General features: G+C 64.7%; 19 protein-coding genes. 2 read left to right on the plus strand and 17 right to left on the minus strand.

Features of this window, described 5'->3' with window-relative positions:
* Nucleotides 1-42: 42 nt before the first annotated feature.
* The 17 genes from AC3WLX_RS14060 to AC3WLX_RS14140 form a co-directional block, all read right to left on the minus strand.
* Nucleotides 43-1695, minus strand: a complete 1653-nt coding sequence (locus AC3WLX_RS14060) for an NAD-dependent malic enzyme (RefSeq protein WP_492336383.1) — start codon at nt 1693-1695, stop codon at nt 43-45.
* A gap of 354 nt (nt 1696-2049) precedes the next feature.
* Nucleotides 2050-4389, minus strand: a complete 2340-nt coding sequence (locus AC3WLX_RS14065; RefSeq protein ID WP_492336384.1) for a mechanosensitive ion channel domain-containing protein — start codon at nt 4387-4389, stop codon at nt 2050-2052.
* Nucleotides 4390-5365: 976 nt separating this feature from the next.
* The gene (locus AC3WLX_RS14070) at nt 5366-6403 is read right to left on the minus strand and encodes a patatin-like phospholipase family protein (protein ID WP_492336385.1); all 1038 of its coding nucleotides are present in this window, start codon (nt 6401-6403) and stop codon (nt 5366-5368) included.
* Nucleotides 6400-7353, minus strand: coding sequence for a polyphosphate kinase 2 family protein (locus tag AC3WLX_RS14075; RefSeq protein ID WP_492336386.1), 954 nt, complete (start codon nt 7351-7353; stop codon nt 6400-6402). Before AC3WLX_RS14075 ends, AC3WLX_RS14070 begins: the two co-directional genes overlap by 4 nt.
* A complete protein-coding gene (locus AC3WLX_RS14080; RefSeq protein WP_492336387.1) occupies nt 7313-8335 on the minus strand; it encodes a branched-chain amino acid ABC transporter permease in 1023 nt (340 codons plus the stop codon). The genes AC3WLX_RS14075 and AC3WLX_RS14080 overlap by 41 nt, the downstream gene beginning before the upstream one ends.
* Entirely contained in the window at nt 8332-9213 is an 882-nt protein-coding gene (locus AC3WLX_RS14085; RefSeq protein ID WP_492336388.1) for a branched-chain amino acid ABC transporter permease, read from the minus strand. The genes AC3WLX_RS14080 and AC3WLX_RS14085 overlap by 4 nt, the downstream gene beginning before the upstream one ends.
* Before the next feature lie 5 nt (nt 9214-9218).
* On the minus strand, nt 9219-9923 hold the full coding sequence (locus tag AC3WLX_RS14090) for an ABC transporter ATP-binding protein (protein ID WP_492336389.1): 705 nt from the start codon (nt 9921-9923) through the stop codon (nt 9219-9221).
* Between the two features lie 3 nt (nt 9924-9926).
* Nucleotides 9927-10694, minus strand: coding sequence for an ABC transporter ATP-binding protein (locus AC3WLX_RS14095; RefSeq protein ID WP_492336390.1), 768 nt, complete (start codon nt 10692-10694; stop codon nt 9927-9929).
* 15 nt (nt 10695-10709) lie between these two features.
* The gene (locus AC3WLX_RS14100) at nt 10710-12020 is read right to left on the minus strand and encodes an ABC transporter substrate-binding protein (protein WP_492336391.1); all 1311 of its coding nucleotides are present in this window, start codon (nt 12018-12020) and stop codon (nt 10710-10712) included.
* Between the two features lie 94 nt (nt 12021-12114).
* Entirely contained in the window at nt 12115-12819 is a 705-nt protein-coding gene (locus AC3WLX_RS14105) for an NUDIX hydrolase (RefSeq protein ID WP_492336392.1), read from the minus strand.
* Nucleotides 12820-12845: 26 nt separating this feature from the next.
* Nucleotides 12846-13871 carry an ABC transporter substrate-binding protein gene (locus tag AC3WLX_RS14110; protein ID WP_492336393.1) on the minus strand — a complete coding sequence of 342 codons (1026 nt, stop codon included), beginning with the start codon at nt 13869-13871 and terminating at the stop codon, nt 12846-12848.
* Nucleotides 13872-14104: 233 nt separating this feature from the next.
* Nucleotides 14105-14878: an anti-sigma factor family protein gene (locus AC3WLX_RS14115; protein ID WP_492336394.1), complete on the minus strand. Its 774-nt coding sequence runs from the start codon at nt 14876-14878 to the stop codon at nt 14105-14107.
* Nucleotides 14875-15393: a sigma-70 family RNA polymerase sigma factor gene (locus tag AC3WLX_RS14120; protein WP_492336395.1), complete on the minus strand. Its 519-nt coding sequence runs from the start codon at nt 15391-15393 to the stop codon at nt 14875-14877. Before AC3WLX_RS14120 ends, AC3WLX_RS14115 begins: the two co-directional genes overlap by 4 nt.
* 39 nt (nt 15394-15432) lie before the next feature.
* On the minus strand, nt 15433-16902 hold the full coding sequence (locus AC3WLX_RS14125) for a YncE family protein (protein WP_492336396.1): 1470 nt from the start codon (nt 16900-16902) through the stop codon (nt 15433-15435).
* Between the two features lie 11 nt (nt 16903-16913).
* Complete coding sequence (locus AC3WLX_RS14130; protein ID WP_492336397.1) at nt 16914-17450, minus strand: DUF305 domain-containing protein; 537 nt, start codon at nt 17448-17450, stop codon at nt 16914-16916.
* Nucleotides 17451-17551: 101 nt separating this feature from the next.
* Nucleotides 17552-18340, minus strand: coding sequence for an ABC transporter permease (locus AC3WLX_RS14135; RefSeq protein ID WP_492336398.1), 789 nt, complete (start codon nt 18338-18340; stop codon nt 17552-17554).
* Entirely contained in the window at nt 18340-19158 is an 819-nt protein-coding gene (locus AC3WLX_RS14140; protein ID WP_492336399.1) for an ABC transporter ATP-binding protein, read from the minus strand. Before AC3WLX_RS14140 ends, AC3WLX_RS14135 begins: the two co-directional genes overlap by 1 nt.
* Before the next feature lie 272 nt (nt 19159-19430).
* Here AC3WLX_RS14140 and AC3WLX_RS14145 point away from each other — a divergent pair, with 272 nt between their 5' ends.
* Together AC3WLX_RS14145 and AC3WLX_RS14150 are read left to right on the plus strand one after the other, a co-directional pair.
* On the plus strand, nt 19431-20213 hold the full coding sequence (locus tag AC3WLX_RS14145; protein WP_492336400.1) for an ATP-binding cassette domain-containing protein: 783 nt from the start codon (nt 19431-19433) through the stop codon (nt 20211-20213).
* Nucleotides 20210-21766, plus strand: a complete 1557-nt coding sequence (locus AC3WLX_RS14150; RefSeq protein WP_492336401.1) for a glycine betaine ABC transporter substrate-binding protein — start codon at nt 20210-20212, stop codon at nt 21764-21766. Before AC3WLX_RS14145 ends, AC3WLX_RS14150 begins: the two co-directional genes overlap by 4 nt.
* Nucleotides 21767-21835 lie beyond the last annotated feature (69 nt).

Raw genomic sequence — 21835 nt, forward strand, 5'->3', positions numbered from 1 at the left:
GAGACGTTAGCGTGAACCGAGCCGTTCTGGCCCGCAGGCCGGTCAGTAGTGCGGCTCGTACATCTGCGACTGAACGAGGGCCTTCACGTCGTTGGGTGCGGGTCCGTCCGCGAGCCCACGTTGGTAGGCGACGTCCGCGACGGCCGCCGCGATGCGGACCGAGACTTCGCGAATGCGCGGCAGTGCCGGATAGAGGCTGCCTTGCGCGAGGTCATCCTCGCCGACGCAATCGGCAAGCGTATGAGCCGCCGCCATGAACATCTCGTCGGTCACGAGGCGCGAGCCGCTGGCGATGACGCCGAGGCCGACGCCGGGGAAGATGTAGGAATTGTTGCCTTGGCGCGGCACGAAGCTCCGGCCGTTGAGCGTTACCGGATCGTACGGGCTGCCGCAGGCGAACAGCGCGCGGCCTCCCGTATAGCGATAGGCATCCTCGGCCGAGCACTCGGCCTTCGAGGTCGGGTTGGAGAGCGCGAACACGATCGGCTGCTCGTTGAGCTCAGCCATCGTCTTGAGCACTTCGGGCGTGAAAGCGCCGCCGACTGCGGCAACGCCGATGATCGCCGTCGGCTTAAGCGTCTTGATCGCGGTGAGAAAGTCGGCGATGGGCGCCTGGCCCTCGTGGGCGTAGCGCAGCTTGTGGCCGGACAGGCCGTCACGGCCGCCGACCACGAGACCGCGGGAATCCACCAGCCAGTTGCGACGCAGCGCGTCCGCCTCGGAAAGTCCCTCCGCCATCATGGCGGAGACCACGAGATCGGCGATGCCGGTGGCCGCCTCGCCCGCGCCGAGGAACAGGATCTTCTGGTCCGTCAGCTTGCCGCCGGAGATGCGCAGAGCCGAGAACAGGCCGGCGAGCGCCACCGCCGCGGTGCCCTGGATGTCGTCGTTGAAGACGCAGGCCTCATCCCGGTACTTGTGCAGCAGCTTGAAGGCCGAATGATTGGCGAAATCCTCGAACTGGATCAGCACGCCCGGGAACGTCTTGCGCGCGGCCTGCATGAACTCGTCGACGAAGCTGTCATAGGCCTCGCCCGTGAGCCGTCGCTGGCGCAGGCCGAGATAATAGGGATCGTTTAGCAACTCCTCGTTGTTGGTGCCGACGTCGAGCACGACAGGCAGGCACGCTTCCGGATGCACGCCGGCACAGGCCGAATAGAGCGAGAGCTTGCCGACCGGAATGCCCATGCCGTTGGCGCCGAGGTCGCCGAGGCCCAGGATGCGCTCACCGTCAGTGACGACGATGAGTTTGGCCTGATACGGCCAGTTCTTCAGGATCTCCGCGATCTGGCCGCGATCGCGCGAGGAGATGAACATGCCGCGCGGCCGCTGGAAGATCAGGCCGTATTTCTGGCAGGCGAGCCCGACGGTCGGCGTGTAGATGATGGGCTGGATCTCGTCGATATGGTCGACGACGACGCGGAAGAACAGCGCCTCGTTGCGGTCATGCAGCGCGTTCAGCGCGACGTATTTTTCGAGGTCCGTCGGCAGCGTGCGCAGATTGGTGAGCACGCGCTGGGCCTGTGTCTCCATCGTCAGCACGCAGGGCGGCAGCAGGCCGCGCAGGCCGAGCGCCGCGCGCTCGGATTCCGTGAAGGCGGTCCCCTTGTTGAGCAGGGGGTCGCGCAGCAGCGCCATGCCGTGCGATTGATCGGATGATGGCGGTTGGGCAGCGACGCGAGCAGGCCTATTCACAAATTCCCCCAGGAAGTCTCATTGAACCGCAGCCATTGTCGGCCAGCGCTCCCATGAGATCAAGGACCGAGAGACCGAGGTCTTGATTGTGATCTCGCACCGCAGCGAGACCGTCGCAAACGACCCGCAGCTGCGCGTCAAAAGGTTAACACGGCAATCCCCTCCTCATGGCGAGGTATTGGGAGCGGCGCGTCTTCTCTCCCTCTCACGTCATTCCGGGGCGCGCGCCAGCGCGAACCCGGAATCCATCGCGCAACGAACTCCGCCGCCGAATGGATTCTTCGCGACCGGTCGCGCCCGGGAAAGGCGATAGCCCTCAAAAGCCTTCAGGGTGAGGGACGTGATGCGGCGCGTCTATCCCGCCGCCCGCCGCGGCGTCAGATGGGTCGCGCTCTCGGCCGGTGGCGCGATGTGCATCAGGATGGTCTGCGTGGCGGACGCGACCTCAATGCCGTTCTGCTGGAAGCGCAGCTTCATGCGCCGGTTGAACTCGCGCTGGACCGGCCAGCGGCCGGCCTCGGTGCAGCGGATCTGGCCGACGATCGACACCATGGCGCCGTCGACCTTGTCGATGCCCCAGAGCTCGAGATCACCGCGGATCAGTGCCCGGAAGTCCGGCTCGCGTCGCATCTCGTCGACGATGTCCTTGAGGATCTGGCCGGCGCGGTCGGTGTCTTCCTTGTAGGCGACGTTGACGCTGACCGAGGCGTTGCCGGCGCCGCGGCTGGCATTGGTGATGGTGGTGACCGCGCTGAACGGTACGATGTGGACGGCGCCGTCGCCGGCGCGCAGGCGGATGGTGCGGATCGAGACGTTCTCGACGACGCCTGACAGCCCCGACACGCTGACGGTGTCACCGACCTGGACCGTGTTCTCCAGCAGCAGGAACAGCCCGGTGATGAGATCCTGCACCAGCTTCTGCGAGCCGAAGCCGATCGCGATGCCGACAATGCCGGCGCCCGCCAGCAGCGGCGCGACGTTGACCCCGATCTCGCTCAGCGCAGTGAGGCCGACGACCGTGGCGATCAGGCAGAGCAGCGCCGTGCGCAGCATCGGCTGGAAGGTACGCAGGCGCGCGGCACGGGCATAGTGGCCGTCCCGGGACAGCGTGTTGATCTGGCGGTCCAGCAGCGCATTGCTGGCTTCCCAGATGGCCGCTGCGATGAACACGGCGAGGCCGATCGTCACCACGGCCGAGATCAGCCGGCTGCCGATCTGGCCGCCATAGAACCAGACGATGGCGTCGACACCCCAGACTTCGAGCACGGCCACGAAGCCGACGAAGGCGATCACGCCAGATACGACCCTGCGGAGCAGCGGCAGATAGCGGTTGGCGCGGATCTCGAGGCCGGGAAAGCGCTGGAGGATCTCCGGCCCGATGCGGAAGCCGCGATCGATCAGGCTCAGCGTCAGCATGATGACCACGCGCGTCACCAGCACCACCGCAAGGGTGCCGACGAAATATTGCAGCAGCAGCGAATAGCCGTTGCGGATGTTGAGCGCCCACACCGCCCACAGCGCCAGGTCGAGCGCGATGGCAAGATAATGCCAGCCGCCGGCGATGCGGTTGCGCAAACGGGCCCCGATGCCCTGCCGCGCGGCCGGCCCCCGGATGGCGTCGGCGACCTGGCGGCGGCATTGCAGGATGATGACGACGATGAAGAGATGCACGACCAGCATCACCATGCGCAGCAACGCGGCGTAGCCGGCGCGATGCAGGCCGAGCAGCAGCGCCACGTTGGCAAAGGCGATGCCGGTCACGCCGACACCGACGATGCGGCGTGCCCAGATCTCGATATAGGCGGCAGTCTCCGCTCGCACCGGAAACAGGCCGAACGGCCCGGCCAGCGCCCGCACCACGCAGATCAGCCCGCGCGAGAACGCGTAGGCGTTGACGACTGCGAGGATGACGAGACGGACGGTCGTGGGCTGGCCGATCTCGGTCCCGAGCAGCGCGGTAGCGACGGCGATGAAGACGACGACGGGAAGCAGCTCGAGGACGATGCGGCCCAGCGCGAAGGGCAGCCGCAGCATGGCCTGCCAGACCCGTGCGAGGCTGCGACGACGCTTGTTCAACTCCGGCTCGGGAGTGACATCCACGACCGACGGCGGCGGATCGGCGATCGGCAGCCCCTGCGCTGGCAGGCGCGCGGTGTGCGGCGCGCGTGCATCCAGGAACGCAACCGGACGCCGGATCAGGCGGAAGATCACCCATTCCGCGCAGAAGGCCAAGCCGAACACCAGCGCCAGCTTCCAGGCGATCTCGATCAGAAGGTGATAGGCCGCGGGATCGTTCGCGGTCCGCATGATCCAATAATAGAACGCCGGGAAGTGCGTGAGCGTCCGCGCCATGCCGGCGATCTCGCGCGAGATTTCGCCGATCTCCTCCGACACGGTGAGCAGGAGCTGCGCACCGAGGCCGTCGGCCGAGAGCGGGATCGGCGATTTCGGCTCGGTCGCGGGCGTCGCGGGCTGCTGCGGACCGGATGCATTGGCGATCGCACGCAGCGTATCGATCATCTGCGCGCGCTTCCTGTCGTCCTGGAGCGTCTCCAGCGCGCGCCTGGCCTCCTCGCCTGACACCGCGGCAGCATTATTCGGCGCCGGCCGAGGCGCCTCGGCGCTGGCGGTAGAGACAAAGGAGATCGCGAGGAAGAGAACGGCGAGAAGCGCGGGGGCAAGCTTGGGCGACACGAAGAGTCCCTGAAAAAATGATGCGCCGGCGGTGTCGAGACCGTCACAGCCAAAGCGCATGCGTCATGTCGGATAGCCGCTATTCGCCCCCGGCCTGTGTCGGAAATGGGCCTCCGAGGCGACATTCTCTTGGCATTTGCCGCGATGCCATGATGGGGGAACTCGCGAGTTCGATTGACGCCGTCGCAGGCCAATTTCGCGCGCGTCGCGATCTTTCGAGACACCCGCTTGCGCGGGCTCCCCCGGAATAGGACCGCGTGCGCGGAAGGAGCTTCAACAAGGTCCATGCCGCTTAGCCTCATCCTGAGGAGGCGCGTCAGCGCCGTCTCGAAGGACGAGGCGCGCGCTCAGGTCGCGCAAAGGCCATCTGGAACCACGGCGCTACTTCGGAGGATCGGCCCGGAATGACGGCCAGGAAAAGGAGGACAAGAGGCAGAATGTCAATGACGGCAGTCGAGGCCAGCTACGTCACGGCCGCCTAACGCGACCGGTGATGCAAGAAACAGCGCCGGGAAGGTAGGGGCTTTGCCTCACTGATGCAGCCCGCTAAACCTTGACCCGGCGTGCCGTTCGCGGTTTCTGCCGCTATGCGATAGTCCGAACGAGCTCCATCGCAATCAACGCGGCTGGATTTGCGGAGGTGGAGTCATAGACCTCCCCTTGCTCATGAGGTGGACGTTGCGCGTCGCCTGTCTGCGACCATTGCGATGGTCCGCCTGAGCCACAAAACTGTCAAGCAGGATCAAAGGATATGACGATCACATTTGGCGCGCGGGTTCCCCGAACGGCTCCAATCGCGAAGCGCTTGCGCACGCAGATGCGGACCTCAAAGGGCGCGGCGAGGCATGGTGACATCATGCCCCTGTTTTGCCCGACGAGTCAAACCAGCTTCGAAAAATCCGCAAGAACATGACCCGATGGGCAAGTCATTGATTTCGCTAACCCCGGCTACTGTGCATGGGGTTGTTTTCGCGTTTTAAAGAAACATGTCCGCGAGGTCGACGGTCGAGGACTTCCCGATCTGGTCGAAGTTTTCCGCCAGCCAGCTTTGCGCCGCCTCGCGGCCCGCATCGCGCAGGCGGCACAACAGGCTCCACTCGGGATGGAATTGCGTGGCCGTACCGAGCTGCGACATCAGCTGGTCGTTGCCAATCCAATGCATGTACATGCGGCTGTGCCTGTCGCTGTCGAGCTCGCCGCCGTCGATCAGCCTCGTGGCGAAGGCGATCGCGCGCATCTCGCGCATCAGGGACGAGTTGAAGCTGATCTCGTTGATGCGGTGGAGGACGTCGGCGGCACTGGTCGGCAGCTCGTCGCGCCGGATCGCCGTGACCTGCACGATGATGACGTCGTGGCTGCCCTTGCGGTAGATCAGCGGATAGATCGCGGGATTGCCGAGATAGCCGCCATCCCAATAATGCTCGCCGTCGATCTCGACGGCCTGGAAATAGGGCGGCAGGCAGGCCGAGGCGAGCACGGTTTCCGCCGTGAGAAGCGGGCTCTGGAACACCTTGATCTTGCCGGTGCGGACGTTGGTGGCGTTGAGGAACAGCTGCGGCGCCTCGGGCGAGGAATTGAGCCGGTCGAAATCGACGACGCGCTGCAGCAGCGTGCGGAGCGGATTGAAATGAAAGGGGTTGAGCAGGCCCGGCGGCAGCGTGTGCGTCAGCGTATGGATGACGGCGTGGACCGGATGATATTCCGGCGGCAGCCTCAAGGCCTGGATCCACTGGTTCAGCGGCGACATCAGATCGTACGCCATGTCCATGCGCGACACCTCGTACCAGAATGCGTGCAGGCTCTCCCGCGCCGCCTCGGCGCCTCCGTTCGCCATGCCCGAAGCCATCGCCACCGCATTCATTGCGCCGGCGCTGGTGGCGCTGATCGCCTCGATCGCGAGCCTGCCGTCCTCGAGCACCTGGTCTAGCACCCCCCAAACGAAGGCGCCGTGCGCGCCTCCACCCTGGAGCGCGAAGTTGACGGTCTTGCGGTCGGAGAGCCGGCTGGCTGTCACGTCGCCCCCTTGCCTCCCTTGTCTGTCTTGCCTCCCTTGCTTCCCTCGCCCTCTTTCTCCAGTGCCTTGCGCACTTCGTCGAACTCGGCCAGCGAGGCCTTGTCGGCGCGCGGGAAACGCAGGTCGAGCTTTTCCAGCGCCGCGTTGATCACCGAGCCGATCACAACGCGGGCGAACCATTTGTGGTCGGCAGGCACGACGTACCATGGCGCGTGCGATGTTGCCGTGTGACGGACGATGTCCTGGTACACCGCCTGGTAGCGCGGCCACAGCGCACGTTCCTTGATATCGTCCATGGAGAACTTCCACTGCTTGGCCGGCTGTTCCAGCCGATCGAGGAAGCGCCGGCGCTGCTCTTCCTTGGACAGGTTCAGAAAGAACTTCAGCACCACGGTGCCGTTGCGGCTGAGATAGCGCTCGAAGGCGGAGATGTCCTCGAACCGCTCCCTCCAGATGTTCTTGGTCACGAGTTTGGGCGGCAGCTTCTCCTTGGCGAGGATCTCCGGATGCACCCGCGTCACCAGGCATTCCTCGTAGTGCGAGCGGTTGAAGATGCCGATATGACCGCGCTCGGGCAGCGCGATCGCGTGGCGCCAGAGAAAGTCGTGGTCGAGTTCCTTGCTGCTCGGCGCCTTGAAGGCATGGACCTCGCAGCCCTGCGGATTGATGCCCTCGAAGATCGCCTTGATCGCACTGTCCTTGCCACCGGCGTCCATGGCCTGGAACACGATCAGCAGCGACCAGCGGTCCTGCGCGTAAAGCTTCTCCTGAAATCCGACCAGCCGCTTCTTGTTGGCCTCGAGGATCGCCTGTGCTCTCTCCTTGTCGAGATCGCCCTTCTCGTCGGTCTTGTGGTCCTTCAGGTGAAACTTGCCGGAGCCATCGTAGCGGAATGGCGTGATGTAGCGGTCAAGCTCCTGGGCGAGCGATTTCGACGGCTTCTTGCTCATGAGCGCGGGTTACCTTGCGTTGCGGCTTCTTCAATCGGTCGAGCAAGCTACCAAGGATGCCCTTGGGAAGGAATATGATGAAGAGCACGAGCAGCAGCCCGTAGACCAGGTTGTCCCAGCCGACCGCCTTGGTGCCGAAGCCGATGCGCAAGGTCTCGGCCAGCATAATGGTGATGATGGCGCCCACGGTCGGGCCGAGCGAGACGAACAGGCCGCCGACGATGGCCGCGAACACCATCTGCAGCGACACCGCGATGCCGCTGACCGTATCAGGCGTGATGAACATCTGGTACTGGCAGTAGATCGCACCGGCGAGCGCCGTCATCAACGCGCTGAGCAGCGTGATCTTCAGCTTTTCGGCGGTGACGTCGACGCCGGCCGCAGCCGCAGCGTCCTCATCTTCCGAGATCGCCTCCAGGGCATAGCGGGCCATGCTGCGGTCGACCCAGTGCCAGACCACGATGCCGAACAGCCATACCGCAAGCGCGATCAGGTACCAGGTGGTCTTGTCGTCGAATTGCAGCGCCAGCAGCCTGTTGCCCGATGCCCGGTCCGGCGTGTAGCCGAGTGAGCCGCCGGTGTAGTCGCGCGTCGCGGTGATGACCTGGAGGACGATGCCGGAAAGCGCCAGCGTCACCAGCACGAAATAGTGCCCGGTGATGCGGAAGCGGAAGCAGGGATAGCCAACGATCAGCGCCAGCGCACCCGCCGCTACCATGCCGATGGGAATGCCGATCCACGGCGTCAGGCCGAGGTGATTCCACGAGAGCGCAGTGACATAAGCGCCGATCCCCATGAAGCCGCCATGTCCGAGCGAGACGAGCCCGAAACGTCCCATCATCGACCAGGACGTGTAGGCGAACGACCAGATCAGGATCAGCACCAGGATGTGCAGATGATAGGGATCGCGATAGAGGAATGGCAGCGCGACCAGCGCCGCCAGTCCGATCCCCCAGGCTGCGAGCCGCCCCTGCCCCGTCATCGGCGCCTCGCAAGCAGGCCCGCGGGCCGGATGAACATCATGACGATGAAGAAGGCGAAGGCGAGCACGTAGCCCCATTCGAGGTCGGAGAACAGGCCGCCGAGCGAGATGATCTCTGCGAACACGAAGGCGGCAATGAAGCCGCCGATGAAGTTGCCGAGGCCCCCGAGCACGCAGATCAGGAAGGTGATCGGTCCGAAGGAAAGGCCGACGAAGGGATGCACGTCATATTGCAGCACCAGCAGGCACGCGGCGAGCCCGGCCAGCGCGCCGCCGAGCGCGGAGGTGATGAGATAGATCCGCCTGGTGTCGACGCCCATCAGCGCCATGATCTGGCGGTCCTGGGAAATGGCGCGGATCGCGGTGCCGGTGAAGGTCCGTGTCATGAACAGGTAGACCGCGACCATGCCGACCAGCGCGGCTCCGAAGGACAGCAACCGGGCGTAGCTGAAATTCATGTCGCCGAAGGCGAGCACCGGCAGGCGGATGCCGAGATTGCGGAAGTCGATGCCGAAGGCGACGGTGGCAAAGCTCTGCAGTACGAACAGCACGCCGCCGGTCGCGAGCAGCTGGTTGATCGGAGGGGCCGTCAGCAGCGGCGCGATCACGAGGTAGTGCAGCGCGGCGCCGAGCACGGCGACCAGCAGGATGGTGAGCGGAGCGGCAACGAAATAGCTGAGGCCGTAATACTGCACCAGGAAATACATACCGTACATGCCGATCATCACGAGCTCGGCATAGCAGATCCAGGTCACGTCGATGACGCCGAAGATCAGGTTGAGTCCGAGCGCCAGCAGCGCCAGCACGCCGCCGAGCAGGATGCCGTTGATCACGGCCTCCAGCAGATAGATGTCGAAGACGTCGAGGAACCCCTGCATGCCCGTCACACCCCGAGATACGCTTCCTTGACCGTGTTGCTCGCCAGCATCTCGGCCGAGGTGCCCGACGCCCTGATCGTGCCCGCCTCGATCAGGTAGGCGCGGTCGACCACTTTCAGCACCTGCTGCACGTTCTGCTCAACGATCAGAACCGTCAGCCCGCTGGCGCGGATTCGCTTCACCAGCTCGAACACCTGCTGCACCACGACCGGCGCCAGACCCGCCGACGGCTCGTCGAGCAGCAGCAGCTTCGGATTGGACATCATCGCGCGGCCGATCGCGCACATCTGCTGCTCGCCGCCGGACATAGTGCCGGCCATCTGGTGCCGGCGCTCCTTCAGGCGCGGGAACAGGTCGAACACGACCTCGAGGCGCTCGACGTAGTGGTCGCGCGCCTCCTTCATGAAGGCGCCCATCTTGAGATTGTCGTCGACCGTGAGCTGCGGGAACAGCCGCCGGTTCTCCGGCACATGCGCAATGCCGAGGCTGACGATCTTGTGCGGCGGCGTCGCGACGACGTCGGTGCCTTCCATCCTGATCGATCCGCGCGAGGGACGGATCAGGCCGGAGATGACGCGCATCAAGGTGGTCTTGCCCGCGCCGTTCGGGCCGATGACGCCGACGGCTTCGCCGGCCCTGACGTCGAGGTCGACATCGAACAGCGCCTGGAAGCTGCCATAGCCGGCATTGACGCCGCGAAGCTCCAGCATCGCCTAGCCCCCTGCGCGGCGGCGCGCTTCGGCGGCCGCGGCCTGCGTGGTCTCGGCATCGGTACCGAGATAGACCTCGATGACGCGCGGATCGCCCGCGACCGCGCTCGGCAAGCCTTCCGAGATCTTCTCGCCGTGATCGAGCACCATGACGCGGTCGACGACGCGCATCAGGACGCCCATGATGTGCTCGACCCAGATGATGGTGATGCCGAGCTCGTCGCGGATGTTGCGCAGCATGTCGGCGGCCTGGTCCATCTCGGCCTCGTCGAGCCCGCCGAGGCTCTCGTCGGCGAGCAACAGCTTCGGCGCAGTGGCGAGCGCCTTGGCGAGCTCAAGCTTCTTCAAGCCCGCCGCGCCGAGCCCGTCGACGCCGGCGTGGCGATCGGTCGGCAGGCCGACCATCGCCAGCGAGCGCTCGGCCGCCTCCTCCGCCCTGGCGCGGCTATGGCGGCCCTGGCCGTAGAAGCCCGCCAGCGCGACGTTCTCAAAGATGGTCAGGCGGCGGAAGGGGCGCGGGATCTGGAAGGTACGGCCGATGCCGCGGTTGATGATGCGGTGCGGTGCAAGGCCGGCAATCTCGGAGCCGGCGAACTGGATCGAGCCGGAGGTCGGGGCCAGCGTGCCGGAGAGCATGTTGAAGATCGTGCTCTTGCCCGAGCCGTTGGGGCCGATCAGGCCGAGGATCTCGCCCTGGTCGACCCGGAACGACACGTTGTTGACGGCGGTGAAGCCGCCGAACCGCTTCACCAGGCCGCTGACTTCCAGCACCAAGGCTCTCCGCCGCTACTGGTTGCTGTAGGTGGTGCCCTTGGGTAGCGGCAGCACGGCCTCGCGCTGCGCCTGACTCTTGGGCCACACCACATAGGACTTGTCGTCGACGTACTGGATCACGACGGGGAACGAGCGTTCGTTCTGACCGGCCATTGGCGAGCCCTCGCCGTGGAATTTGACGCCGAAGCCGAGCATGGTGCCGCCTTCGGGTATGTCGGTGTCGAGTGCTGCCTTGCGCAGGGCGTCGGGGTCGATGCCGCCGTATTTCTTGATCGCTCGCGGCAGCACGTCGTTCAGGAACAAATAGGTGTTGGACGCAGCCATGCCGACATGGGCCGATCGGATGGCGAGGCCCGGCTTGCGCTTGTCGAACTCCTCGCCCACCGCCTTGATGATCGGCGGCAGCTTCGGATCCATGCTCTTCTGGTTGGCGAGCCAGATCGAGATCGGATCGGTGTTGAAGACGTAGTTGACGTCGGCGCCCAGGCCTTCCTTGAGCTTCTCATAGACCCCGTAGCCGGCGCCATGTCCGACCAACGCGCCGAACTTCAGCCCCTGCTCGCGGGCTTGGCGGAGTAGCAGGGTGATGTCGGGATTATAGCCGGTGTGGAAGACCACATCCGGCTTGGCCCGCTTCAGCTTGGTGACCAGCGCGGACAGATCCGGGGCCGTCGCTGAATAGCCTTCCCTTAGCACGATGTTGAAACCAGCCTTCTTGGCGCCGGCCTCGTTGCCCTTGGCGACATCGACACCGTAGGCGCCGTCCTCGTGGATGATCGCGACCCGCAGGTCCTTCGCATCCTTGCCGAGCTTTTCCTTCGTGTTTTGCGCGATGAAGTCCATCGTCATCATGCCGAACTGATCGCCGGAAGCCTGCGGGCGAAACACGTATTTGTAGTTCTTGTTCTCCAGCACCGCCGACGAAATGCAGGTCGTGATCCACATGAATTTCTTCAGCTGCTCGACCCGCGCTGCCACCGGCACGCACTGCGCCGAGGAGAAGAAGCCGAGCAGCATGTCGACCTTTTCCTGCTCGATCAAACGGATCGCTTCATTGATGGCGATGTCCGGCTTGCTCTGGGCATCGGCATAAATCGCCTCGATCTTGTAGCCCTCGACGTCCTTCGCGCTGTACTGATCCAGCATGATCCTGGCGCCGGTATATTGCAGCTCCGAACCGCCGCCGGCGAGCGGCCCGGTCAGATCATAGATGACGCCGATCTTGAGCTTCTTCTCTTGAGCCTCGGCGGACACCGCCAAGCCCGTCGCCGATACGGCGACCAACAACCCACGTACCAAACGGGCAGCCATGCGCAGGCGCATCAAAACCTCCCTGGACGATTGTGCATCGCATTCTTATTGCTTTTGCTTAGTTCCCATCACATGGGCTGCGCGCGACGATGTCAAGCCTCGCGCATCAGCGCGAGGCGAACTGGTGCTCGACGAAGGCCGTGACAAATCGCGGCATGGACGGCCTCAGATCACCCGTCCCGCGCACGAGATGGATGGCCGATAATTCCGGCTCGGCCTCGCGCGCGAGATTGGCTTCGATCCGGGCGCGGGCCACCTCGCCCGGCACATCCAGGTTGATGACCTGCAGCATCGCAATCGTCGGGCCGGAGACGACGCAATGCCAGCCCGGCTCGATCCTGTAGTCGGCCGCGGTCAGGCCGGTCTCCTCCCCGAGCTCGCGGACGACACTGCCGGGAATGTCGAGCACATCATCCTTCACATCGTCGAGGTCCGGCGTGCCCGAAGGGAAATAGATGCGGCCAGCATTGGCGGTGTGGGGCGCCATCTCGCCCATGATGAAAGCGCCGTCGGAGGCGCGCAGCGCGCCCATGCCGAAGCCGTTGAACACGGCTTTGTCCGGAAAGTCCCAGTCCCGCCAGGCGAGGAAGCTCGCGAAATCCGTCTGGAAATAGGTCGCCGTCAGGTGACCATCGTTGAACACGGCGTCGCGCCCGAGCAGGACGCGCCCGTTCCAGATCTTCGGCCGCTCGCGCTGCTTCTCGGCGAAATGCGCCGCGATCTCGGCGCGGCGTTCGTCGGCGAACGGCCACGGGATCGGGCGCACGGCAAGGTCAAGCGTCGTGACGCGATGGATGACCGGTAACGTCATGACGCCTGGCTGCACCTTCGCATCGGCTATTTGGCGCTCCCCGTGGTCTTCCTGGCCTGCTCGACGAATCTGTTGGTAAAGGTCTTGCTGACGTCGATCGTCGCGTTCGCCACTTCGGGCGAGCCGACGCTGAACACCGCAAGCACGGCGTCGGCGCCCTTCGGGTCCATCTTGCCGGTCTCGGAATACATCGGGATCGTGTTCTTCAATGCGGCAAGGTAGAGATCCTTGTTCTTGCCGACCGTCTCCTCCGGCATCTTCGCCATGATCTCCTCGGGGCTGTGCGAATGGATCCAGGCGAGCGTGGCGAGGATGGCATTGGTCAGCGCCTGCGTCTCCTTCTCGTGACCGTTGATCCAGGCCACGGTCGAGTAGAGCGCGCCGCCCGGATACTCGCCGCCGAAGGTCTCGAGCGTGTCCTTCTGGGTGCGGGTGTCCGACAGGATGCGCAGATCCTTGTAGCTGCCCTGGAGCACGGTCACCGAAGGATCGAGCATCACGGCCGCATCGATCTGGCCCTGCTGCATGGCGGCGACCGCAGTGGCGCCAAGGCCGACGCCGATCACGGCAACGCTGGTGGGATCGAGCCCGTTCTTCTTGAGCATGTATTTGAGGAAGAAGTCGGTTGAGGAACCGGGGGCACTCACGCCGACCTTCTTGCCGGCGAGATCCTTGACCGACTTGATATCGTTGGTGCGCGAGGGCGCGACCACCAGCACGAGGCCGGGATAGCGGTCATAGACCACGAAGGATTGAAGCTCCTGCTTCTTGGCGGCGAGATTGACGCAATGGTCGAAATAGCCGGAGACGACGTCGGCGCTGCCGCCGAGCACGGCCTTCAGCGCGTCCGATCCGCCCTTGAGGTCGACCAGTTCGACATTCAGGCCGGCCTTCTCGTATTCGCCGAGCTGCTTGGCCAGCACCGTCGGCAGATAGCACAGGCAGGAGCCGCCGCCGACCGCAATGGTCACCTTGCTTTGCGCCGCCGCAAGCGACGTGGTGAGCATCAGCGCGAGCAGCGCGCCGGCGAGCCTGGCAATCGTGTTCTTCATTGGTTTCCTCCGTTCGGCCGGCGGCACCATAGAGCAGCGGGACCGGATTGAGAAGCACCGCCGGAGTGCGCTGGCCATCGGCCTTTCGGCACAATAGCGTGCCCGGACAAGAGCAATTCCCGATGGGGAAGATCAAGACGCCGCCGCAGGCGCCTGACGACGTCACGCTGCCGGATTGAGCCCTCGCGAATGGGCCCGCGCCGATGCGCGGGCCCGTTTCGTGAATTTCGCCGCTAGATCGCGCGCGCCTGCTTCCGGATCTCGTTCGCGATCGGCTTGAGGGTGTCTGTCGGAAGCTGGCCGACGAGGGTATAGCCAAGGCCGTCATCTATCCAGGCAAAACCTGCGACGTCGCCGGACGACTGCGGCATCATCGGCGCATCCTGATTACGGCTGCTCATCGGACGCGTCAGTACCACGAGACGATCGCCGCGATCGTCGTCGTACATGAACATCGCGGCCGGACCGTGCGAGGTAGCGACCAGGCGCCCGCCCATCAGCCGATAGCCCGAGACGGAGAGGTCCGGTACCTTGACCGGTTGTTTCAGCCGATTGGATATCCATTGCGTGAGCTCTGCCCTGTCTGACGCCCGTATCTCGACCGGTCGCACGCGATCCGGTGCGTAAACGCCATAAGTATAGGCTGCTTCGTGGGCCAACGCGGATAGTCCGTTCGAGCTATCCTGCAGTACGCTGCGCATGGTCCATCCGCCGAGGCCTCCGATACCCAGAAGCAACATCGCAGCGATTGCCCGCCACGCCCGCAGGGGACGGCGCTTCCGGCTCTCGATGATGTGTGTCAGGTTCAATTCCGCGGGCAATGGCTCGTCGGCGATTGACGCGAGCGCGCCACGCAGCAGTTCGCGCTGGTTGGCGAAGCCCGCAACGCGGTTGGCGACATCCGGATGCTCGTCCAGATAGGATGCGACCTCGGCGCGACGCTCGGGCTCGAGCGCCTGGTCCACATAGGCGTGGAGATCATCTTCCGTGATCGGCCGGTGGTTCATTTCAAGCTCCGCAATGCGACGACGTTCCCCGGTCCCACCGCATCCATCTCCTGTTGCAACCGCTCCCGTGCGCGCGACAAGCGCGACATCACGGTGCCCACGGGAACGCCGAGAACTTTCGCAGCATCCGCGTAGGAGAGATCCTCGACCGCGACCAGCAGCAAGACCGCTCGTTGCTCTTCGGGCAGTCGCGCAAGCTTGCTCAGGACGTCCTGGTAGATCAGTCTTTGTTCCTGCGCCGCCGAGCTGACAAGCACTTGCTCATCCGCATCGTCGATCGGCATATGCCTTCCCCGCGCCGTAGCCTGGCGGAATTGCGTGATCGCCAGATTGTGGAGGATGGTGAAGAGCCAGGCGCGGACACTGCCATCGCGCCGCTGATGCCAGCGGCTGACGGCGCGCTCCAGGCAGTCCTGGACAAGATCGTCAGCCGCCGCGCGATCGCGCGTGAGCGCACGCGCATAGCGGCGGAGCGCGGGAATCAGCGGCTCGACCTGAACCAGCATATCCTTCATGACGCGCTCCGCCTCATCTCGGTTGAAGCCCGCCGAACGTCATCGCGCCTCGATTTGAATGACTTCGCCCGGCATGGCCGCGTCGCCGGACGCAATCACCAGATATCGCTTGGCTGCCGCGGCAGACTGGTCGACGATCTGCCGGATCGGACCGGTCGCGTTGACGATGGCCGATCCGGCCGGATTGGTCATGAACGCCGCCAATGGCTGCAGTGGCCCGCTTCCGTCGCCATGGTCCGCCAGCGCCAGCACATATTTCTGCCTGGGCTGAAGTCCCGTCACTGAAGCCTGCAGGACCTGTATCAAGCCCTGATCGAACAGCGACACGCTGGTCGGCGCCTGGCCGCCCCCCGCACCACCCTTCGATACAAGCGCGAGATGAGCAACCTGGCCGGCAAGGCCGAGAGCCTGCAGGTTTTGGCGGTCATCCGGGTTTGGCGCGGCGTTCGGGACATAGGCGATCGCCTGCGGCGCCTGGCCGATCGGAACGTTGGCGATGACCTTGTTGGTTGCCGTATCGATAGCCGCAAGCGCGTCGGCATTCTCCAGCCCGACATAGATGCGGGTCCCGTCGCCGGACGGCCACACACCGTGCGGAAGACTACCGACCGGGATCGTCGCGACCTGCGAGAAGTCGTCGGTGCGGAATACCTTCACTTCGTTCAGGCCACCGACAGTGACATAGGCAAACGTGCCGTTCGGCGTATGCGCGAAGTTGACGTGATTTGTGATCGGGCCGGTTTCGATGGTCTTGATCGCATTGAACGGCGGCCTCGCGTTGAACACCTGGGTCCGGCCCACGTCTTTCAACGTGAACCACACTTGATTGCCATCCGGCGTCGCCGCGATGTTCGGGCAGAATGGGCTCTCCTGCTTCACCCTCGCAATGATCTTGTGCTCGGCAACAGCGACCACGTCGGTCTCGGGATTGAAGGACGAGCAGATGTAGCCATACTTGCCGTCGGGTGAGAAAATCTGCATTCCGGGCCCGTTCGGGGTCGTGATGCGGGTTTTCTCCTTGAAGCTGCTCGGGTCGATGACGGAGATGTAGTTTTCGCCACGGACGGTTACCCACACCTCCTTGCCGTCCGGCGTGTAGAACGCCTCGTGTGGCGACCTCCCGACGTAGGTCACGTGCTTGACGGCGTTGGTCGTGGTGTCGATGAAACTCACGGAGTTCGAACCGATCGAGACCACGGCGAGCGTCTTGTGATCCGGTGAGAAGCCCATGCCGTGCACGAGGACCTGGCCCTTGTAGAGCGGGCTGAAATTCCCAGGTTGCGGGTCGCCCAGCCGGATCACGCCAAGCAGCTTGTTGTCGACGGGGTCGGTGACCGAAACCGTATTCGAGAATTGTTCTGCGGCGTAAACGCGGTCGTGGTGGCTGATCGGAATATCGGGGGCCGACAGCGCGCCCGGTGCCTGCCCCGCCCATGCAGCGGATCCGCCTGCAAGCATCGTGGCGGCCAGGAAAATGCTTCTCACAACCCTGCATTTCGATGCGTTCATGTCTGTAGCTCCTACTTCTTCATTCCAGCAGGCATATCCATCTGCATGCCCGAATGACGATGAACGTTGGCCACCGGAGCGGATGCTGGTTGCGTCGGAGCAGGTGCGGTGTCCGTGGCCGGCTCGCCTATGGCGAGCTTCATCGCCGCGATCTCCTGCATCTGGTCGACAATGATTTCCTGGGCGATGCGCCGCAGCTGCTCGTTCTTGCCATAGCGCAATTCGATGACCGCCATGTCGATCGCGCCCTGATGATGCGGTTTCATCATCGCGACGAAGTCGCGATCGACATCGCCGGTCGGCTTGACCGCCATGTTGTTCATCATCTTGGTCATGGCGGCTTCATTTTCTTCCAGAAAGGCACGTTCCTCCGTGCTCAGCGCAGCTGGCGGGCTGGCCGGATGGGACTCATGCGCGAACGCGAGCGGAGGCACCGCGTACGCGACGAGAATGCGCGCGGCGAGGAACGCCGCGCCGAATCCGGACCTGGGCCATCGACATCTGGCCGAGAGCGCCGCTACGGCGCAGCGAAACTGTGACGGGTACATCAAGAACTCCCATGCGGGTGGTCGCATGGGGGTTTGACGCGCGGCCGCGCGTTCTATTCCGGCCCGCCGATCACATAAATGTCAGCGCGCAACGAGGCGGCCTATCCACGCCCGTCCGACGCGGCCGGCCGCCACACCAGCAGCCTGCGCTCCACCAGCGTGACGCCGTAGTCGATCAGGATCACGAAGGCGGACAGCACGAACATGCCCGCGAACACGCCGCCGACGTCGAACACGCCCTCCGCCTGCTGGATCAGATAGCCTAGGCCCGCGGCCGAACCCAGATACTCGCCGACCACCGCGCCGACCACGGCGAAGCCGACCGAGGTGTGCAGAGAGGAGAACATCCAGGACAGCGCCGAGGGCCAATAGACGTGCCGCATCAATTGCCGCTCGCTCATGCCGAGCATGCGGCCGTTGTCGAGCACGGTGCGGCTGACTTCCTTGACGCCCTGATAGACGTTGAAGAAGACGATGAAGAACACCAAGGTCACGCCGAGAGCGACCTTGGACCAGATGCCGAGCCCGAGCCACAGCGCGAAGATCGGCGCCAGCACCACGCGCGGCAGCGCGTTGACCATCTTGACGTAGGGATCGAACACCGCGGCCACCAGCGGTTGGCGCGCGAACCAGAAGCCGACCAGGACGCCGCCGAACGAACCGATCACGAAGGCGAGAAGCGATTCTGCCAGCGTGATGCCGAGATGCTTCCAGATCACGCCGGAGGCGAACCATTTCACGATCTGGCTGAACACGTCGTACGGATTGGAGAAGAAGAACGGCGGCAGCAGGATCTTGCCGAACACGGGCACGGTCGTCAGCACCTGCCACAGCACGATGCCGACGACGGCGACCAGGATCTGCAGCGCGAACAGCGTCGGGCGCGACATCAGACCGCCTCCGCCGCCTGAGTGGATTGCGCGTAGCTCTTCATCACCTCGTCCTTCAGCACGCCCCAGATCTCGCGATGCAGCTCGTGGAACTCCTTGTCGAGCCTCACCTCGAAGATGTCGCGCGGACGCGGCAGGTTCACGCGCCAGTCGCCGATGATGCGCGAGGACGGCCCGGCCGACATGATCACAACGCGGTCGGCGAGCGCGATCGCCTCTTCGAGGTCGTGGGTGACGAACAGCACCGCCTTGCGGTCGGCGCTCCAGAGGTCGAGCAGCAGATTGCCCATGACCTGGCGGGTTTGCGCATCGAGCGGACCAAACGGCTCGTCCATCAAGAGGATCTTGGGGTCGCGGATCAGCACCTGCGCCAGCGCCACGCGCTTGCGCTGGCCGCCGGAAAGCATGTGAGGATACCGGCCCGCGAACGCACCGAGGCCGACGGAGGTCAGCCATTGCTGCGCCCGGGACAGCGCCGCAGCGCGCGGATTGCCCTTGATCTCGAGCCCGATCGCGACATTGTCGAGCGCGGTTTTCCAGGGGAACAGCGCATCCGCCTGGAACAGATAGCCGGCATCCCGATTGAGCCCCGCGAGCGGCCGGTCGAAAATCCTGACGCTGCCCGCTTCGGGCTTGAGCAGTCCCGCAGCAACGTTGAGCAATGTCGATTTGCCACAGCCTGTCGGCCCGACAATGGCCACGAATTCGCCCGGCACCACCGCGAGATGAGCTTTCTCCACTGCCGTATAGACCCGCCCGTCCCCGAGGCGGAACGCGACCTTGGCATCTTCCAGCGCCACCGCCGTGGGCGTCGACATGTGCTTCCTCCGAATTGCGCCTGCTGCTTAGCCGCTCGCGCTGCCAAGTTCAATCAAGGCGCCAAGCGTGCTAGGCATGAGCCTGCCGCGCTCTTACCCTCCCCTGGAGGGTCGGTGCGCATGAAGCGAAGCGGAATGCGAACCGGGGTGGGGTGACGGTCTCTCCGCGTCGAATACTGCCCGCGTGGAGAGATCACCCCGCCCCGCTCGCGCTGCGCGCGATCGACCCTCCCTCTCCAGGGGGGATAAGAGATAAAGAGAGCTCACCTGCGATGTCTTCCAAGCTGGCGATCAGCTACCAGCACGTCACCAAGCGCTTCGGCTCACTCGCGGCCGTCGACGACGTCTCGCTCGACATTGCGGAGGGCGAGTTTCTGGCGGTGGTCGGCGGCTCGGGCTCCGGCAAGACGACGCTGCTGCGGCTCGCCAACCGGCTGATCGAGGCCGATGGCGGTACCATCACCGTCGAGGGCGAGGACGTGCGACGCGTCGATCCGGTCGCGCTGCGGCGGCGGATCGGCTACGTCTTTCAGAGCGGCGGGTTGTTTCCCCATCTGAGCGTCGCCGACAACATCGGGATCACGCCGAAATTGCTGGGCGAGCCGCCACTTTCGATCGTAGCCCGTGTCGACGAGTTGCTGGAGCTGGTGCAGCTCGACCGCGCAGCCCATCGCGACCGTTTGCCGGAGGCACTCTCCGGCGGTCAGCGCCAGCGCGTCGGCGTGGCGCGGGCGCTCGCGGCAAGGCCTCGCATCGTGCTGATGGACGAGCCGTTCGGCGCGCTCGATCCCCTCACCCGCGACGCACTCGGCGAGGACTATCGCTCGCTGCATCGCAAGCTGGGGCTGACCACCGTGATGATCACCCATGACATGACAGAGGCAATCCTGCTCGCTGACCGCATCGCCGTGATGCGCGGCGGACAGATGCTCGCGCAGGGCACGCCCAATGAGCTCGCCAAGAACGGCGACGACTACGTCCTGGAACTGCTGCGCACGCCGCGGCGTCAGGTCGAGCGGCTCAACGCGCTGCTGCCGCAGGGCGGTGCGGCATGAGCCTCCTCACCGATCCGCGCTGGAGCGAGGCGCTGGCGCATCTGCCCGATTATCTCGGCAATCATGTGCAGGTAAGCCTCGCCGCGCTCGCGCTCGGCCTCGCCTTGAGCCTGCCGCTGGCCATCCTCACGCGCGACCGTCCGGCGCCGCGCAGCATCCTGCTTGCGCTTGCCAGCGTCGTGCAGACAGTCCCGGGACTGGCGCTGCTTGCGCTGTTCTATCCGCTGCTGCTCGCGGCAGCCTCGATCGCGCTGACCTGGTTCGGCGTTTCCTTCTCCGCCTTCGGCTTCCTGCCGGCAATGCTGGCGCTTGCGCTCTACTCGATGCTGCCGGTGCTGCGCAACGGCATCACCGGCCTCAACGGCATCGATCCCGCGCTGATCGAGGCCGCCAAGGGTGTCGGCATGACCGCCCGGCAGTCGCTTCTCATGGTCGAGCTGCCGCTCGCGCTGCCGGTGATGATGGCGGGCATCCGCACCGCCGCGGTGTGGGTGATCGGCACCGCGACGCTGTCGACCCCGATCGGGCAGACCAGCCTCGGCAACTACATTTTCGCCGGGCTGCAGACCCAGAACTGGGTGTTCGTGCTGTTCGGCTGCCTGGCCTCGGCCGTACTCGCGCTCGCCGTCGATCAACTGCTTGGCCTGATCGAGAACGGTCTGCGTCGTCGCAGCCGTGTGCGCGCAGCGCTTGGCGGCGTCGGGATCGCCGCTCTCGTCGCCGCAACATTGGTGCCGACAATGGGCCGCTCCTCGCAGGGCTACCTGGTCGGCGCCAAGACATTTACCGAGCAATACGTGCTGTCCGCGCTGATCAGGGACCGTCTCCAGGCCGCCGGCCTGTCAGCGACGGCACGCTCCGGCCTCGGCTCGAGCGTGATCTTCGAAGCGCTGAAGGCAGGCGACATCGATCTCTATGTCGACTATTCCGGCACGCTCTGGGCCAACCAGCTGCATCGCACCGAAATCAAGCCGCGCACGGAGCTGATTGCGGAACTGAAGACGGCGCTTGCGAAGGAGAACATCACCCTGCTCGGCGAACTCGGCTTCGAGAACGCCTATGCGCTGGTGATGCCGAAGAAGCGCGCCGAGGCGCTTGGCATCCGCACCATCGCCGACCTCGCCGCATACGCATCGAGTCTGTCGATTGCCGGCGACTACGAATTCTTCTCGCGACCCGAATGGGCGGCCCTGCAAAAGGCTTACGGGCTTTCCTTCCGGTCCCAACGCCAGATGCAGCCGGATTTCATGTATGCAGCCGCCGCCAGCGGCGAGGTCGACGTGATCGCCGGCTACACCAGCGACGGATTGATCGCGAAATACGATCTCGTCGCGCTCGACGATCCCAGACACGCCATCCCGCCTTACGACGCCATCCTGCTGCTGGCGCCGAAGCGCGCCGGGGACGAGCAGCTCCAGGCAGCGCTGAGGCCATTGCTCGGCAAGATCGACATCGCCACCATGCGCGAGGCGAACCTGCGCGCCAGCGGCAACGATGCGAACTCATCGCCGGATGCGGTGGCGAAATGGCTTTGGGGAAAGATCAAGCAGTAGGCTTGGAGTGGGCAAAGGCGCACTTGCGCCGTGCCCACGTTCTTTGAGATGCGCGTTCGCAATCCCACC

The sequence above is a fragment of the Bradyrhizobium sp. FW305-F6 genome (assembly GCF_058782905.1).

Bases quoted from the DNA above. Each gene is read 5' to 3' on its own strand.
- AC3WLX_RS14140 (WP_492336399.1), bottom strand. From the start codon at position 19,158: ATGTCGACGCCCACGGCGGTGGCGCTGGAAGATGCCAAGGTCGCGTTC.
- AC3WLX_RS14080 (WP_492336387.1), bottom strand. From the start codon at position 8,335: ATGACGGGGCAGGGGCGGCTCGCAGCCTGGGGGATCGGACTGGCGGCG.
- AC3WLX_RS14130 (WP_492336397.1), bottom strand. From the start codon at position 17,450: ATGTACCCGTCACAGTTTCGCTGCGCCGTAGCGGCGCTCTCGGCCAGA.
- AC3WLX_RS14090 (WP_492336389.1), bottom strand. From the start codon at position 9,923: ATGCTGGAGCTTCGCGGCGTCAATGCCGGCTATGGCAGCTTCCAGGCG.
- AC3WLX_RS14135 (WP_492336398.1), bottom strand. From the start codon at position 18,340: ATGTCGCGCCCGACGCTGTTCGCGCTGCAGATCCTGGTCGCCGTCGTC.
- AC3WLX_RS14085 (WP_492336388.1), bottom strand. From the start codon at position 9,213: ATGCAGGGGTTCCTCGACGTCTTCGACATCTATCTGCTGGAGGCCGTG.
- AC3WLX_RS14105 (WP_492336392.1), bottom strand. From the start codon at position 12,819: ATGACGTTACCGGTCATCCATCGCGTCACGACGCTTGACCTTGCCGTG.
- AC3WLX_RS14120 (WP_492336395.1), bottom strand. From the start codon at position 15,393: ATGAAGGATATGCTGGTTCAGGTCGAGCCGCTGATTCCCGCGCTCCGC.
- AC3WLX_RS14075 (WP_492336386.1), bottom strand. From the start codon at position 7,353: ATGAGCAAGAAGCCGTCGAAATCGCTCGCCCAGGAGCTTGACCGCTAC.
- AC3WLX_RS14100 (WP_492336391.1), bottom strand. From the start codon at position 12,020: ATGCGCCTGCGCATGGCTGCCCGTTTGGTACGTGGGTTGTTGGTCGCC.
- AC3WLX_RS14110 (WP_492336393.1), bottom strand. From the start codon at position 13,871: ATGAAGAACACGATTGCCAGGCTCGCCGGCGCGCTGCTCGCGCTGATG.
- AC3WLX_RS14125 (WP_492336396.1), bottom strand. From the start codon at position 16,902: ATGAACGCATCGAAATGCAGGGTTGTGAGAAGCATTTTCCTGGCCGCC.
- AC3WLX_RS14145 (WP_492336400.1), top strand. From the start codon at position 19,431: ATGTCTTCCAAGCTGGCGATCAGCTACCAGCACGTCACCAAGCGCTTC.
- AC3WLX_RS14115 (WP_492336394.1), bottom strand. From the start codon at position 14,878: ATGAACCACCGGCCGATCACGGAAGATGATCTCCACGCCTATGTGGAC.
- AC3WLX_RS14150 (WP_492336401.1), top strand. From the start codon at position 20,210: ATGAGCCTCCTCACCGATCCGCGCTGGAGCGAGGCGCTGGCGCATCTG.